General features: G+C 71.4%; 4 protein-coding genes. All 4 read left to right on the top strand.

Annotated elements, in window-relative coordinates:
• Positions 1-2: 2 nt before the first annotated feature.
• Positions 3-13,217 carry a non-ribosomal peptide synthetase gene (locus QH470_RS37235; RefSeq protein WP_280277091.1) on the top strand — a complete coding sequence of 4,405 codons (13,215 nt, stop codon included), beginning with the start codon at positions 3-5 and terminating at the stop codon, positions 13,215-13,217.
• On the top strand, positions 13,214-14,182 hold the full coding sequence (locus QH470_RS37240) for an ATP-binding cassette domain-containing protein (protein ID WP_280277092.1): 969 nt from the start codon (positions 13,214-13,216) through the stop codon (positions 14,180-14,182). The genes QH470_RS37235 and QH470_RS37240 overlap by 4 nt, the downstream gene beginning before the upstream one ends.
• A complete protein-coding gene (locus QH470_RS37245; protein ID WP_280277093.1) occupies positions 14,179-14,988 on the top strand; it encodes an ABC-2 transporter permease in 810 nt (269 codons plus the stop codon). The genes QH470_RS37240 and QH470_RS37245 overlap by 4 nt, the downstream gene beginning before the upstream one ends.
• A partial coding sequence (locus QH470_RS37250) for an ABC transporter permease (protein WP_280277094.1) occupies positions 14,985-15,848 on the top strand: 864 nt, incomplete at its 3' end. The genes QH470_RS37245 and QH470_RS37250, both read left to right, overlap by 4 nt.

The raw sequence follows: 15,848 nt of genomic DNA on the forward strand, positions 1-15,848 counted from the left end.
CCATGCCTCAGCGCACAGCCACGGCGGCGGCCGACGCGATCGTCCCCGCCGGAGCCTTCCCCTTGTCGGCGGCCCAGCGCGGCATCTGGTTCGCCCAGCACTTCGCCGGCGCGACGCCGATCTCCATCGCGCAGTACGTCGAATTCGAGGGGGCGGTCGATGTCGACTTGCTCGCCACCGCGGCCCGGCGAGCCGGACGCGAGTTCGGCACCGGCTACCTGCGTCTGCTCGAGGTCGACGGCGCGCCCTTCCAGATCGTCGACACCGCGCTGGACGACCGCATCGGCACCGTCGACCTGCGCGGGGAGGCCGATCCCGAGGCGGCGGCCCTGGCGTGGATGCGCGCGGAGTACTCGGCGCCGCTGGATCCGGTGACCGACCGGCTGGTCCAGGTCGCCATGCTGCGCGTCGGCGCGGACCGCTGGTTCTGGTATTCCCGGATGCACCACATCGCACTGGACGGCGTGGGCGCGCTGACGATGATGCAGCGCACCGCCGAGATCTACAACTGCGCCGCGCGAGGCGAGGAGATACCGGCCGGGCGAGCGGAGGATCTGCGCCGGGTCGTCGCGGACGATCTGGCCTACCGGGATTCGCAGCGGCTGCACAGCGACCGCGAGTACTGGCGCGACCACCTGGCCGGCATGACGCCGCCGGTGACGCTGGCAGGGCGGGAAGCGGGGGTCGACGCCCAGCCGAATCTGGTGTCGGCCGAATTGCCCCGCGCGACAGCGGAATTGCTGGAGCGCGTCGCCGCCCGGGAGTCCTCGAGCGCGGCGCCGATCATCGTGGCGGCCTTCGGCGCGTATCTCGGCGCCATGACCGGAGCGGGCGAGGTGGTGCTCGGGCTGCCCGTGTCGGGGCGCACCACGGCGACGCTGCGGCGGTCGGGCGGGATGATCGCCAATGTCGTTCCGCTGCGGCTGCCGCTGTCACCGACCCAGACGGTCGGTGATCTCATCCGGGCGACCCAGAGCGAGCTGACCGGTGCGCTGCGGCGGCAGCGCTATCGGCAGGAGGACATCGTCCGGGATCTGGGCTGGGCGATGGACGAGGTCACCTCGTTCGGGCCCACGGTGAACCTGATGATGGTCGACAGCCGGATTCGCCTCGGCTCGGTCACCGGACGGCTGCATGTGCTCACCTCCGGCTTGATCGACGACCTGTTCGTGAACGTCTACCCGGGGATGGGCGGCGAGAGCACCCACATCGACTTCCAGGCCAATCCGAACCTCTACGACCATCGCGAATTGGCCGGTCAGCACGCACGTTTCCAGGCCTTCCTGACGCGGTTCCTCTCGGCCGGTCCGAACGCGCCGCTGGTAACGCTCGCGGTGACCTCCGAGACCGAGCGCGGCGAGCTGGCGCCCGCTCGCGGTCCGGCCGGTACGACGGTCCGCACCCTGCCCGAGATCCTGGCTACCGGGCCACGCACTCGGCCCGAGGCCGTGGCGATCCGGTCGGGGCAGACCACGATCACCTATCGCGAACTCGGCGAGCGGACCGACCGACTGGCCCGGCTGCTCCTCGCCGCGGGCGCGGGACCCGAACGCGCGGTGGCGATCTCGATTCCACGCTCAGCGGAGTCGGTGACTGCGATGTGGGCGGTCGCCAAGACCGGGGCGGCCTTCGTTCCGATCGATCCGACCTATCCGGCCGACCGCATCGACTACATGGTCTCCGACAGCGGTGTCGTCACCGGCGTGACCACGCGGGCCGCGCGGGCCGCGCTGCCGGATCGGCTCGACTGGCTCGTCCTCGACGACCCGGCCACCGAAGCGGCTGTCCGCGAACAGGATCCGAGGTCTGTGACCGATGCCGACCGCCACGCGGCCGTGCACTCCGACCAGATCGCCTACACGATCTACACCTCCGGCTCGACCGGACTGCCCAAGGGCGTGCAGGTCTCACATCGCGGACTGTCCAACCTGGTGGCAAGCTCCGGGTCCGCGTTCGGTGTCGACGCGAATTCCGTGGTGGCGCACGCGGTCTCGCCGAGCTTCGACATCTCGGTGGAGGAGTTGCTGGTGACCTTCGCGGCCGCGGCCACCGTCGCGGTGGTGCCGCCGCGGGCCTATGCGGGCGACGAGCTGGCCGAGGTACTGCGCGCGCAGCGCGTCACCCATCTGAATGTCACTCCAGCCGTGGTGGGTTCGCTGGATCCGGCCACGCTGCCCGAACTGCGCACGGTCGTGGTGGGCGGCGACGCGTGCCCGGCGGATCTGGTACCGGCGTGGGCGGGGCGCAGGGTGCTCAACGGGTACGGCCCGACCGAGACGACGGTGACGGTCACGCTCAGCGCGCCGTTGTCCCCGGACGGTCCCGTGACGATCGGTAGTCCCGTGCGCGGCGTGTCCGCGCTGGTCCTCGACCCGTGGCTGCGGCCGGTGCCGCCCGGGACGACCGGTGAGCTGTACCTGAGCGGCGATTGCCTGGCCCGCGGCTACCACGGCCGGACCGGTCTCACCGCCGCGTGTTTCGTGGCCGACCCGTACACGCCGGGCGGACGCCTGTACCGCACCGGCGACCTCGTGCGCTGGACCCGGCACGACGACCGCTGGGTGCTGGAGTACGGCGGTCGCGGAGACGCGCAGGTGAAGGTGCGCGGATTCCGGATCGAACTCGGCGAGATCGACGCGGTGCTGCAACGGCTGCCGGAGGTCGACTTCGCCCTCACCCTCGGCGCCGACTCCGGCTCGGGCACGGCCCTGGTGTCCTACGTGCGCGGCCGCGACGGTGTGCCGCTGGATCCCGAGACTGTGAGAACCGCTGCGGCACAGACCCTTCCCGCATACATGGTGCCATCGGTGATCATGGTGCTGGACCGGGTCCCGCTGACCCCGGTCGGCAAGGTGGACCGGCGGGCGCTGCCCGCCCCGGTCTTCCGGTCCCGGGCGGCGGACGGCCGCCCGCCCGAGACGGATCGCGAGCGGACGCTAGCCGCCGTGTTCGCCGACGTGCTGCGGCTGGACGCCGTCACCGCCGACGACGACTTCTTCGCGCTCGGCGGCGACAGCATCGTGGCGATCCAGCTGGTCTCGCGGGCCAGGGCGGCAGGTCTGGGCCTCACCGCCCGCGACGTGTTCGAGCGCCGCACCGTCGCCGGCCTCGCGGCCGTCGCCGCCGACGCGACGGTCCCGGCCGTCTCCGAACTGCCGGGCGGCGGAATCGGGCCTCTCGCACCGACACCGATCGTGCACGCCATGCTCGACGCCGGCGCCTGGCATCGGTTCGCGCAAGCGGCCCTGATCGGACTGCCCGCCGAGGTGGACCGGGACCGGCTGACGGCGGCGGTACGGGCGCTCCTCGACCACCACGACGTGCTCCGCGGTGCGCTGCGGCAGGCCGACGGCGGCTGGGAATGGACTGTGGGCGAACGCGGCTCGGTCGATGCCGCCGCACTCGTGGACGTGGTGCGCGCCGACACGGACGAGGATCGGGAACGCGAACTGCACAGTGCCGCAGACCGTCTCGATCCGGCTGCCGGTGTGATGGCGCGCTTCGTTCTCATGGAATCCGGCGACGCCGCGCCGACGCTGTGGGTGGTGGTGCACCATCTCGCCGTCGACGGTGTGTCGTGGCGGATCCTGCTGCCCGATCTCGCCACCGCCTGTGCCGGTGGCGAACTCGCTCCGGTCGGCACGTCGTTCCGCCGGTGGGCGCACGTGCAGCGCGAGCAGGCGGATCGCCGGGCGGTCGAACTGCCACTGTGGCAAAGCATTCTCGGCACCGCGGATCCGGCGCTCGGGTCCCGCGAGTTCGCCCCGGCGGTGGATGTCGTGGCCACCGAGGCGCAGCTGCGTACCCGCGTGGATGCCGCCGTCGCCGAATCGGCGCTGACCACGGTGCCACACCGATTCCATTGCGGCCCCGACGAAGTCCTGCTCACCGCACTCGCGCTGGCCGTGGGCCGGTGGCGGCAACGCGGAACGACGCTGATCACCCTCGAAGGCCACGGCCGGGAGGAGGCGATCCTGCCCGGCGCGGACGTGGCGCGCACGGTGGGCTGGTTCACCGCCGCGTACCCGGTCGGGCTGGATCTCGCCGATCTCGACATCGACGACGCGTTCACCGGCGGCGCCGCGGCGGGCGCGGCGCTCAAGACGGTCAAGGACCAACTTCGCCGCATTCCGGACCGCGGGGTCGGCTACGGAATGCTCCGCTACCTGAATCCTGTAACCGCCCAGCGGCTTTCGCAGGCCCCGGCTCCGCAGCTCAGCTTCAACTATCTCGGCCGGACCGCCATCGGCGCGGACGCCGCGGGCTCGGCCTGGCTGCCGCGCCGGTTCGACGCCACCCGCGACGAGCGGGCTCCGCTGGCCGCCGTCGTGGACATCAACGCGATGATGGACGGCGACGGACTCGACGTGACGTGGTCCTACGCCGCGCGGATCCTCGGTGCGGCCGAGGTGCGGGAACTGTCGGAGCTGTGGGCCGCGGCGCTGAGTGCCCTTGTGGCGCACGCGGAGTCCGATAGCGCGGGCGGTCATTCTCCGTCGGATTTCGGCCTCGTCGAGGTCTCCCAGGACCAGGTCGACGCCTGGGAGCGCACCTATCCGACATTGACCGATGTGTGGCCGCTGTCGCCGCTGCAACAAGGGCTGCTGTTCCACGCCCGCTACGACACCGATACCGCCGACGACTACACCGTGCAGACCCGGCTGACGCTGACCGGCCGCGTCCACGCCGACCTGCTGCGCGCGGCGGCCCAGGCATTGGTGGACCGGCATGAGAACCTCCGGGTGGCCTTCGTCGAAACCGCCGACGGGCCAAGGCAATTGGTGGCGGGAACGGCCGAGGTGGCATGGCACGAGGTCGATCTCACCGGCACGGCGGACCCCGCCCGCGAACTCGACCGGGTGATCGGCGTCGACGCGCGTACCCGATTCGATGTGGCGCGTCCCCCGCTGGTGCGTTTCGCGCTGATCCGCACCGCCGCCGCGGAGTACACGCTCCTGATCACCAATCACCATCTGGTGCTGGACGGCTGGTCGACGCCGCTGCTGGTGCAGGAATTGCTCGGCGACTACGCCGGACTGGCCGCCGGGCACACCCCGGACCGGCCCGAACCGCCGTCATATCGGGAGTTCCTGGCCTGGCTCGCCGAGCAGGATGCCGCGACTTCCGTTGCCGCCTGGGCCGATTCGCTGGCGGGCGTGGACTCCCCCACTCGCGCGGTGCCGTCGCTGGCGGGCATCGCGTCGGCCGAATCGGGCACGGTGACAGTGGATCTGCCCGCCGACACCGTGACGCGCCTCGAGGCCACCACCCTGGCGGCGGGCGCGACCGTCAACACCGCGGTGCAGGCGGCCTGGGCGCTGGTGCTGGCCATGCTCACCGGGCGTACCGATGTCGTCTTCGGCGGCACCGTTTCCGGACGGCCGCCACAGCTGCCGGGTATCGAACAGATGGTGGGCCTGTTCATCAATACGGTGCCGGTGCGGGTGCGGCTGGATCCCGCCGAACGGGTGACCGATCTGCTCGGCCGCATCCAGTCGGAGCAGGCCCGGCTGCTCGACCAGCAACATGTGGGGCTGGCGGCCATTCACCAGGCCGTCGGGTTGCCCGAATTGTTCGACACCCTCACGGTTTTCGAGTCGTATCCGATCGATCGGGAAACGTTGTCGCAGTCCCCGGACATCGCGGGTATGCGCATCCTCGATATCGCCGGAACCGACGCGACGCCGTATCCGCTGAATCTCATGGTGATTCCGCAGCCCGGCGGCTTGCGGATCAGCGTCAAATATCTGGCCGACCACCTCGGCGCGTCCGCCGCACAGCGACTGCTCGACCGGTTCGTGCTGCTGCTCGGCCGAATCGCCGAGCGGCCGCAGCAGCGGCTCGCCCAAGTGCAGCACTGTGACCCCGAGGAATATCGCGAGCTGCTGCCGGTGCGCGGTGCGGAACCGGCTGCGCCACGGGCGCTTCCGGACATCCTGGCGGCCGGGGCGAGCGTGAATCCCGACGCGATCGCCGTCAGTTCCGATCATCTCACCATGACCTACGGCGAACTCGACGCGTGGTCCAACCGGTTCGCCCGGGTACTGCTGCGGCGCGGCGTCGGCCGGGAGGTCTTCGTCGTGCTGGCGCTGACCCGGTCGGTGGAGTCGGTCGTCGCCGTGTGGGCCGTTGCCAAGGCCGGCGCGGCCTTCCTGCCGCTGGACCCGAACCATCCGGTCGAGCGCATCGAGCACATTCTCACCGACTCGCGGGCGCCGATCGGGATCACGGTGTGCGCGACCGGGGAAACGCTGCCCGGCAGCATCGACTGGCTGCTGCTGGACGACCTCAACACCATCCGCCGGGTGATGACGGTCTCCGACGCACCCGTCACCGACGCCGAGCGCGGCGGCCCGATCGCGCTGGACCAGACCGCGTACCTGATCTATACCTCCGGCTCCACGGGCAAGCCGAAAGCGGTGCTGCTCAGCCACCACGGCCTGGCCAATCTGACCGCCACCCAGGCGGAGTCGCTCGCCCTCGACGCCGATTCCGTTGTCCTGCAAGTGGCTTCGCCGAGCTTCGACGCGTCGGTGCACGAGTTGCTGAAGGCGCACTCCACCGGCGCGCGCCTGGTGCTGTCTCCGCCGGAGGTGTACGGCGGCGACGCTCTCGAACGGCTGCTGCGCACCGAACGGGTCACCCACGCCGTGATCACCCCGTCGGTGCTGGCGACGATGGATCCGCGCGGTCTCGAGGATCTGCGAGTGCTCTCGGTGGCCGGAGAGGCCGCCGGGCCGGAGCTGGTCGCCGACTGGTCGGCGGGGCGGCGCATGCTGAACCTGTACGGCCCCACCGAGTTCAGCATCTGGGCGACCGGGCCGGGCGAGTTGCGGCCGGGCGAGCAGATCACCATCGGCCGCCCGATCCGCGGCGCGGCCGCCACGGTGCTCGACACCTGGCTGCGGCCGGTTCCGGTCGGCGCCACCGGTGAGCTGTACCTGTCCGGGCCCGCGCTGGCGCGCGGCTACTTCAACCGATTCGCCCTCACCGCAACGCGTTTCGTCGCCGACCCGTACGGACCGCCCGGAGCGCGAATGTACCGCACCGGCGACATGGTGCGGTGGGTGCCCGTCGATCGGCCCGGCGGCACCGTCGTGGAGCTGGAGTACCTGGGACGCAGCGATTTCCAGGTCAAGATCCGCGGTCTGCGTATCGAACTCGGCGAGATCGACGCGGTGCTGGGCCGGGCGGAGGGCGTCGACTATGCCGTCACCGTCGGCCGCCCCGGGCCGGGCGGCGCGACGGTGCTGGTGTCCTATGTCGTTCCCGCGGCCGGGCACGATCTCCATCCCGAGGAACTGCGGACCCGCGTCGCGGCCGCGCTGCCGGGATACATGGTGCCCGCCTATCTCATTGTGCTGGAGGGTGTTCCGCTGACTCCCGTGGGGAAGCTGGATCGCGCCGCGCTGCCCGAGCCCGACTACGCCGCGGCGGAGCAGCAGTACCTGGCGCCGCGGACCGCCGTGGAACACGCGGTCGCCGACGTGTTCGCCGAGGTGCTCGGGCGTGACCGGGTGAGTATCGACCGATCGTTCTTCGAGCTGGGCGGCAATTCGCTCAGCGCGACGCGGGTGGTCGCGCGGGTCAACGCGACGCTCGGATCGACGGTCGCGCTGCGCGACCTGTTCGACGCGCCCACGGTCGCGCTGCTGGCCGGTCGCGTCGTGCCCACCGCCGACGGCCACGGAAAGGCCGCGCTCGCACCGCGAATCCGGCCCGACCGCGTCCCCCTGTCGCCCGCGCAGCAACGCATGTGGGTGCTCAACCGGATGGATCCGGCGTCGGCCGCCTACAACATCGCCGCCGCGCTGCGGCTGACCGGTGACCTCGACGCGGCCGCGCTCGGGCGCGCGCTCGCCGCGGTCGTCGCCCGGCACGAGAGCCTGCGCACCGTGTACCCGGCCGACGACCAGGGGCCGCGGCAGGTGGTGCTGACCGCCGACACGGCGACGCCGGATCTGGTCGTCGCCGATGTGGACGACGGCGCGCCCCTGCGGGCCCGGATCGCCGAACTCGCCGGGATCGGCTTCGATCTGGCCGAACAGCCGCCGCTGCGGGTCGGGGTGTTCCGCGTGGCGGGACGGCACGTGCACGTCGTCGTGCTGGTGGTGCATCACATCAGCGCGGACGGTGTCTCGATGGCGCCGCTGGCCGCGGACCTCATGGCGGCCTACTCCGCGCAGGTGCACGGGACGGCCGCGGCGCTGCCGCCGCTGCCGGTGCAGTACGCCGACTTCGCGCTCTGGCATCGCGAACTGCTCGGCGCGGCGGCGGACCAGGAATCCTTGGCGGCCCGGCAGATTCGATACTGGACCGAGACGCTCGCCGATCTGCCCGACGTGCTGGAGTTGCCGTCCGACCGGCCGCGCCCGGCCGTGCAGTCGATGCGCAGCGCCGCCCGGCCCTTCGGCATCGACGCCGAGTTGCATCGCGCGCTGACCGAGCTGGCCGCGGGATCGGGTGTCAGCCTGTTCATGGTCGTACACGCCGCCCTCGCCGTGCTGCTCGCGCGGCTCGGCGGGACCGGGGACGTGGTGGTCGGGACGGCCGTCGCCGGGCGCGGCGCGCAGGCCCTGGACGGGCTGGTCGGCATGTTCGTCAACACGCTGGCCCTGCGGACGACGGTCGATCCGGCGCTCCCCTTCCGCCGATTCCTGGCGCAGGTGCGCGAGACCGACGTGGACGCGTTCGGCCACACCGACGTGCCGTTCGAACAGCTGGTGCAGATCCTGAATCCGGCCCGGTCCACCGCACACCATCCGGTGTTCCAGGTGTCACTGTCGTTGCAGAACTTCCAGGAGCCGGTGCTGGAGCTGCCGGGACTGCGAGTCGAGGTGGAGCCGTTCGACCGCGACTCCTCGCCGTTCGATCTCACACTGGATCTGCGCGAACGCTTCTCGGAGTCGGCGCCGGCCGGAGTGGACGCGGTGCTGACCTTCGCCACCGACCTGTTCGACGACGCCACCGCGGCGGCGTTCGCGCACCGGTGGGAACGGATTCTGCGGGCCGTCACCGCCGATCCGGATCGGCCGATCGCCGATATCGACCTGCTCGGCGCGGCCGAGCGAGCCGCGCTGGTCCCGCGCCGACGTCCGGGTGGAGCCGCGGCCGTGACGCTCGCGGACCTGTTCGCGGCGTCGGCGCTGGCGCATCCCGACCGACCGGCCGTGATCAGTGGCGGGACCACGCTCACCTATCGCGAACTCGACGGGCGGTCCAATCGCCTGGCTCGCGTCCTGCTGGACGCCGGGGCCGGTCCGGAAACCGTTGTGGCGCTGGCGCTTACCCGCGGGGTCGAGCTGCTTACCGCGGTGTGGGCGGCGGCGAAGGCGGGTACGGCGTTCCTGCCCGTCGACCCGGCCCACCCGATCGATCGGATCGAGCACCTGATCGGCGACTCGGGCGCGGTGCTCGGGCTCACCGTCTCCGCGCATCGCGCACTGCTTCCCGGCGGCACCCGCTGGCTGACCCTCGACGAACCGGGGCTGGTGAGATCCCTGCGCGAGACCGCGGATCACGCGGTGCGAGTGGATGTCCGGGCCGACCATCCGGCGTGGCTCATCTACACCTCGGGGTCCACGGGGACACCGAAGGGTGTCTCGGTGACTCATCGCGGGATCGCCGAACTCGCTGCGGCACAGCGGGATTCCCTGGGCTTGGATTCTTCGGCGCGGGTCCTGCAAGTGGCATCGCCCAGCTTCGACGCGTCGGTCTTCGAAACGCTCATGGCGTTCGGCTGCGGCGGGGCCGCCGTGGTCGCGCCGCCGGAGGTGTTCGGCGGCGTCGCGCTCGCCGAGCTGATCGCCGCCGAGCGCGTCACCCACGCGGTCATCACCCCGTCCGCGCTGGCCACCGTCGCGCCCGACGCCGTACCCGGGCTCCGGGTGCTCGCCGTGGCCGGTGAGGCGGTAAGTGCCGAGCTGGTGCAGCGCTGGTCGCCGTGCCGGACGCTGGTGAATCTATACGGGCCGACCGAATTCACCATCTGGGCAACCGGTTCCGGGCCGTTGCGGGACGCGGCCCGGATCACCATCGGGGCGCCGATTCCCGGCGCGGGCACCGTCGTGCTGGACGACCGGCTCCGCCCGGTGCCGTTCGGGGTCGCGGGAGAGCTGTATCTGTCCGGTCCTGCGCTGGCGCGCGGGTACCACGGAAGGCCGGATCTGACGGCCGCACGGTTCGTCGCCGACCCGTTCGGCCGTCCCGGCGACCGCATGTACCGCACCGGCGACTTGGTGCGCTGGACCGGGCCGGTCGCCGCACCGGAGCTGGAGTACCTCGGCCGCACCGACTTCCAGGTCAAGGTCCGCGGCCGCCGGATCGAACTCGGCGAGATCGACGCCGTGCTGAACCGCGCGCCCGGGGTCGAATTCGCCGTCACGGTAGGCGTTTCCACGCCCGCGGGGTCGATGGCCCTCGCGGCCTATGTGGTTCCAGGCATGGTAGACAGACGCGCCGCAGGCGCATCGGCCACACCCGCGCCGGTGTCGGCCGGGGCCGAGGCCGCCGAGAGCGTCTCGAACGGCAGCTCAGCGGTGGCTCCCGCGTTCGACGTGAGTGCGCTGCGCGACTGGGCAGCCGAACTCCTGCCCAGTTATATGGTGCCGTCCGCCTTCGTGGTCCTCGACGCCATTCCGCTCAACGCGGTCGGCAAACTCGATCGAAAAGCACTGCCGCAGCCGGTATTCGACGATGCGGGGACCGAGTACCAGGCACCCTCCACACCGACCGAGAGCGTTCTCGCCACGCTCGTCGCCGAACTGCTGGGCCGCGAGCGGGTGGGCACGCGCGACTCGTTCTTCGCGCTCGGCGGCGACAGCATCCTCGCGATCCAGCTGGTGTCGCGCGCCCGGCTGCACGGCCTCACACTCACGCCGCTGCAGGTGTTCGAGCACCGCACCGTGGCGGCGCTGGCCGCGCTCGCGGACGCGGCCGGGACCGTCGTCACGCTGGACGAGCTGCCCGGCGGCGGGGTCGGCGAGCTGCCGCTCACGCCGATCGTCCGGTACATGATCGAACGCGGCGGAAATTTCGACCGCTTCGCCCAGACCGCGGTGCTGGAACTGCCCGTCGGCATCGAGCGCGCTCAGCTGGTGGCGACCGTATCCGCCGTGGTCGATCGGCACGACATGCTGCGCGCGCGGCTGACCCGCGACGACGACGGCGAGTGGCGACTGCGCACCGCCGAACCGGGCACGGTCGACGTCGACGCGCTGCTGCACCAGATCGAATACGCGGATACCACCGATGCCATCGAGTTGCGCGAATTCGCCCGCAGCGCGGTGGATTCCGCGATGAAGCGGCTACATCCCGCGGACGGCACGGTGCTGCAACTGATCTGGCTGGACCCCGTCGGGGATTCCGGCGCGCACCGCCGGGCCGGACGGCTGATCATCGTCGCCCACCACCTCGCGGTGGACGGGGTGTCCTGGCGCATCCTGGTGCCCGACCTGATGACCGCCTGGGCACAGGTGTCGAGCGGCGCCGCGCCGGTACTGGAGGCATCGGGCACGTCGATGCGCCGCTGGGCGCACGCGCTCGCGGAGGAGGCCCAGCGCGAGGACCGAGTGACCGAACTCGACTACTGGCGCACGGTCGTCGACGGGCCCGATCCGCTGCTGGGCGATCGAGAACTGGACCCCGCCGTCGACCGCGCGGGCACCCTCCGCACCGTCGAATTCGAACTCCCCCAACAGGTCACGGCCGACCTGCTCACCACCCTGCCCGGTCTCTTCGACGGCACCGTCGAGGATGCCCTGTTCGCCACGCTCGCCCTCGCGGTGGCACGGTGGCGCGGCGCCGCGGGTCCGGACAGCGTGCTGCTGCGGCTGGAAGGCCATGGCAGGCAGGAGGAAATCGTTCCGGGCGCCGATCTGTCGCACACCGTCGGCTGGTTCACCAGCATCTATCCGGTCCGGGTCGACCTCGCCGGAATCGACGTGGACGACGCTGTAGCGGGCGGCCCGGCCATGGGTGAGGCGATCCGCGCGACACGGCGACAGCTCTCCGCGACGCCGGACAAGGGCATCGGGTTCGCGCTGCTGCGATACCTGAACGAGGCTGCGGCACAGCGGCTTCCGGCACGCCTGCCCGGCCGGATCGCCGTCAACTACCTCGGCAGGTACGCGCAGTCGGATATCCCCGCCGGATTCGAGGGGCTGGGTTGGCTGCCCACCGACGAACTCGGCGACCTGCACGCCGACGAGGACCCGCAGGTTCCGGTGACCGCCGAGATCGACATCAACGCCGTCGTCCTCGGCGATCGACTGCACGTCGGTATCCGCTATCCCGCGCAGTTGCTGGACCGCCGCGAGGTCACCGCGCTGAGCGCGCACTGGCACGAAACCCTCTCGGCCGCCTCGCACTTCGCCCACACACCCGCGGCGCGTGAGGTGGCGGCGCGGAAACCGACGTCGACCGCGGCCCCGACGGGCCTGGGGCTGGACGTGGTCCTGCCGATCCGCACCGACGGCGACGCACCGGCGCTGTTCTGCATCCATCCCTCGTCCGGAATCGCCTGGACCTACCTCGGATTCGCCGAACAGCTGCGTCCCGGACGGCCCGTCTACGGCTTGCAGGCACCGGACCTCAGCGGCGAGCCCTCGGTGCGGTCCATCGACGAATTCGCCGAACGCTACGCCCGCGAGATCCGGCGGCTCCAGCCCGAGGGCCCGTACCACCTGCTCGGCTGGTCGTTCGGCGGCCTCATCGCGCACGCCGTCGCGGCCCGGCTGGAGCGGTCGGGCGCGCGGGTCGGCGTGGTCGCCCTGCTGGACGCCGACACCGCCGACCTCGACGGCGACAGCATCGAGAAGCTCACGCCCGGCGCGTTCGTCAACGCCTTCGGCGCGGTGTTCGGCATCGAGGACGTCCCGGCGACGGCCACCGCACACGAAGCGGCCGAGCTGATCCGCGAGCGGATGGGCGGCCTGTCCCTCGTGGACGCGGCGACGCTGGAGCGAATGGCCGCCTCCTACAACGCTTCCGCGCGCACCCGCACCGGATACCGGCGGCCGGTCCATCACGGCGACATCCTGTATTTCGCCGCCACCGTGGGCACCTCCGACATCTTCGGCGCGGCCGGTTGGCGGCCCTATGTCACCGGGGCCGTCACCACCCACGAGCTCGAGGTCACCCACGACGAGATGACCGCACCGCACGTGCTCCCGACCATCGCGCGGGTGCTCGACGAACACCTGGAAGGCTGGCAGTGAACAACTCTGGCGGAGTCCTCGTCGAGGGCATCGAGAAATCATTCGGCTCCGTGGCCGCGCTGCGCGGCATCCATTTCGAGGCCGTGCCGGGCGAGGTGCTCGGCGTGCTCGGCCCCAACGGCGCGGGCAAGACCACGACGGTGAACATCCTGTCCACCCTCATCGCCCCCGACCGCGGCCGCGCGCTGGTCGCCGGGCACGACGTGGTCGCCGATCCGGCCGCGGTCCGCCGATCCGTCATGCTCACCGGTCAATTCGCCGCCCTGGACGACATGCTCACCGGCGCAGAGAATCTCGTGTTGTTCGGCAGGTTGATGGGGTTGCGCAAACGCGCGGCGCGCGCCCGTGCGGAGGAACTGCTCACGGAATTCGATCTCGCCGCGGCCGCGGGCCGGAAGGTCGGCACCTATTCCGGCGGCATGCGGCGGCGCATCGACATCGCCTGCGGGCTGGTGGTCCGCCCGGATGTGGTCTTTCTCGACGAGCCGACGACCGGCCTGGACCCGCGCAGCCGCCAGGGCGTGTGGGACCTGGTCGGGAGCTTCCGGAAGGAGGGCATCACCACGCTGCTCACCACGCAGTATCTGGAGGAGGCGGACGCGCTGTGCGACCGCATCATCGTGATCGATCACGGCGTGGTCATCGCCGAGGGCACCGCCGACGAGCTGAAGTCGCGCACCGGCGGCAGCTACTGCGAGGTGGTGCCGCTGGACCTGAACGATCTCCCGGCGATCGCGGCCGCGCTCGGCACCCTGCTGCCCGAGCCCCATCGCACTGCGCTGTCGGGTGATTCGGACCGCATCACGATTCCGGCGCCCGACGGGCACAAGACCCTGGCCGAGGCACTGCGCCGCCTCGACGGCGCGGGCGTGGAACTGGTCGACATCGCGCTGCGCAGGCCCTCGCTCGACGACGTCTTCCTGCAACTCACGGGCCACCTCGCGGACGGCGGAGGCGAGCAATGACCGTGTGGCACACCGCGACCCGGCCCGCACCGGTGACCGTTCAGCAGTGGTGGGTGCTGACCACCCGGCTGATCGCGCCCTCGATGCGGACCGGTGAGGTGCTCGGCTCGATCCTCGCGCCCGCGGCGTTCACCGCCAGCTTCTATCTGCCGCTGGATCGGGTGATGTCGTTCTCGGGCACCGGTTTCAGCAGTTACGCCCAGTTCATGATGCCGATCGTGATCCTGCAGGCCGCCGCGTTCACCGCCATCGGGGCCGCCTTCCGGGCCGCCACCGACGCGGTGTCCGGACTCGACCGCCGCTTCGGCACCATGCCGATCGGACCGCTGGTTCCGGTCGCGGCGCGCATGGCGGGCAACATCTTCCGGCTGTCGATCGCGCTCGCCGCCGCGCTGGCCTGCGGCCATGTCATCGGCTTCCGCTTCCACCTCGACGCCGCGCACACCGCCGGATTCGTGCTGCTCGCCCTGTCCATCGGCGTCGCCTTCACGCTCGGCGCCGATGTGATCGGCACGGTGTCGAGGAGTCCGGAGGGCACCTCCCAGGCACTGGTGCTGCCGCCGCTGATCTTCGGCATGCTGTCCACCGGACTCGCTCCGGCACAGCAGTTCCCGCACTGGGTACAGCCTTTCGTGCGTAATCAACCCGTCTCGCAGTTCGCGATCGCGCTGCGCACCCTGGCCGGGGACACCACCGCCACCGCCGCGGTGTCCTGGGCCACGCTGGGCCCGGCGCTGCTGTGGGTCGGCGGAATGCTGGTGGCGGGCCTGTTCTTCAGCGGCCGAGTCGATCGGAGCAGAGCATGACGATCTCGATGGCGGCCGCCCGCCGCGCACCGGCCGGACCGGAGAACGCACCCGCGGCGTTCCTGCGGCACACCGCGATCCAGACCCAGCGGCTGCTGCTGCGCTGGACCCGCAGCCCCATCACGCTGCTGGAGACGCTGATCATCCCCTGCCTGCTGCTGTTCATGCTCGACACCGTGATCGGCGGGCAGATCGAACGATTCTCCGGGACCAGCGCGCTGTACGGTTCGGTGCCCATGGTCGCGATCGTCGGGGCGCTGTCGGGCGCGGTCGCGGGCGGGGTGATGCTCGGCCGCGAACGCGATTCCGGTCTGCTCGCCCGCTTCTGGGTGCTGCCGGTGCACCGCGCCTCCGGGCTGGCGGCCCGCATCCTGGCCGAAGGCTGCCGGATTCTCGTGGGCACCTGCGTGGTCGTCGCGCTCGGGTTCGTCCTCGGATTCCGTTTCCAGCAGGGCTTTTTCGCGGCGCTGGGGTTCGTGCTGATCCCCGTGCTGTTCGGTCTGGCCTTCGCGACCATCGTCACCGCCATCGCCGTGTTTACCGCGAAAGCGACTCTGGTGGAAGGGATTACGATCCTGTCTTCGCTGCTGATGTTCTTCGGCACCGGGTTCGTGCCGCTGGCGGCCTACCCCCGTTGGATTCAGCCGGTGGTGCGCAATCAGCCGATGTCGGTGGCGGTGGACGCGATGAAGGCGCTGTCGCTGGGCGGGCCGCTGGCCCACCCGCTCACCCTGACCGTGCTGTGGTGCGCCGGTGCGATCGCCGTCTTCGCGGTGCCCGCGGCGATCGGGTACCGGCGCACCAGCCGGCCGGGGCCCCGCAGCCCGCCGGGGGGGGGGCCCCCCCCCGCGCGGGGGGGG

This window comes from Nocardia wallacei, from assembly GCF_029868745.1.
GTDB lineage: Bacteria > Actinomycetota > Actinomycetes > Mycobacteriales > Mycobacteriaceae > Nocardia > Nocardia wallacei_B.

What these genes read in the sequence shown, in the direction of transcription:
- QH470_RS37235 (WP_280277091.1), top strand. Translation starts at nt 3, where the DNA reads ATGCCTCAGCGCACAGCCACGGCGGCGGCCGACGCGATCGTCCCCGCC.
- QH470_RS37245 (WP_280277093.1), top strand. Translation starts at nt 14,179, where the DNA reads ATGACCGTGTGGCACACCGCGACCCGGCCCGCACCGGTGACCGTTCAG.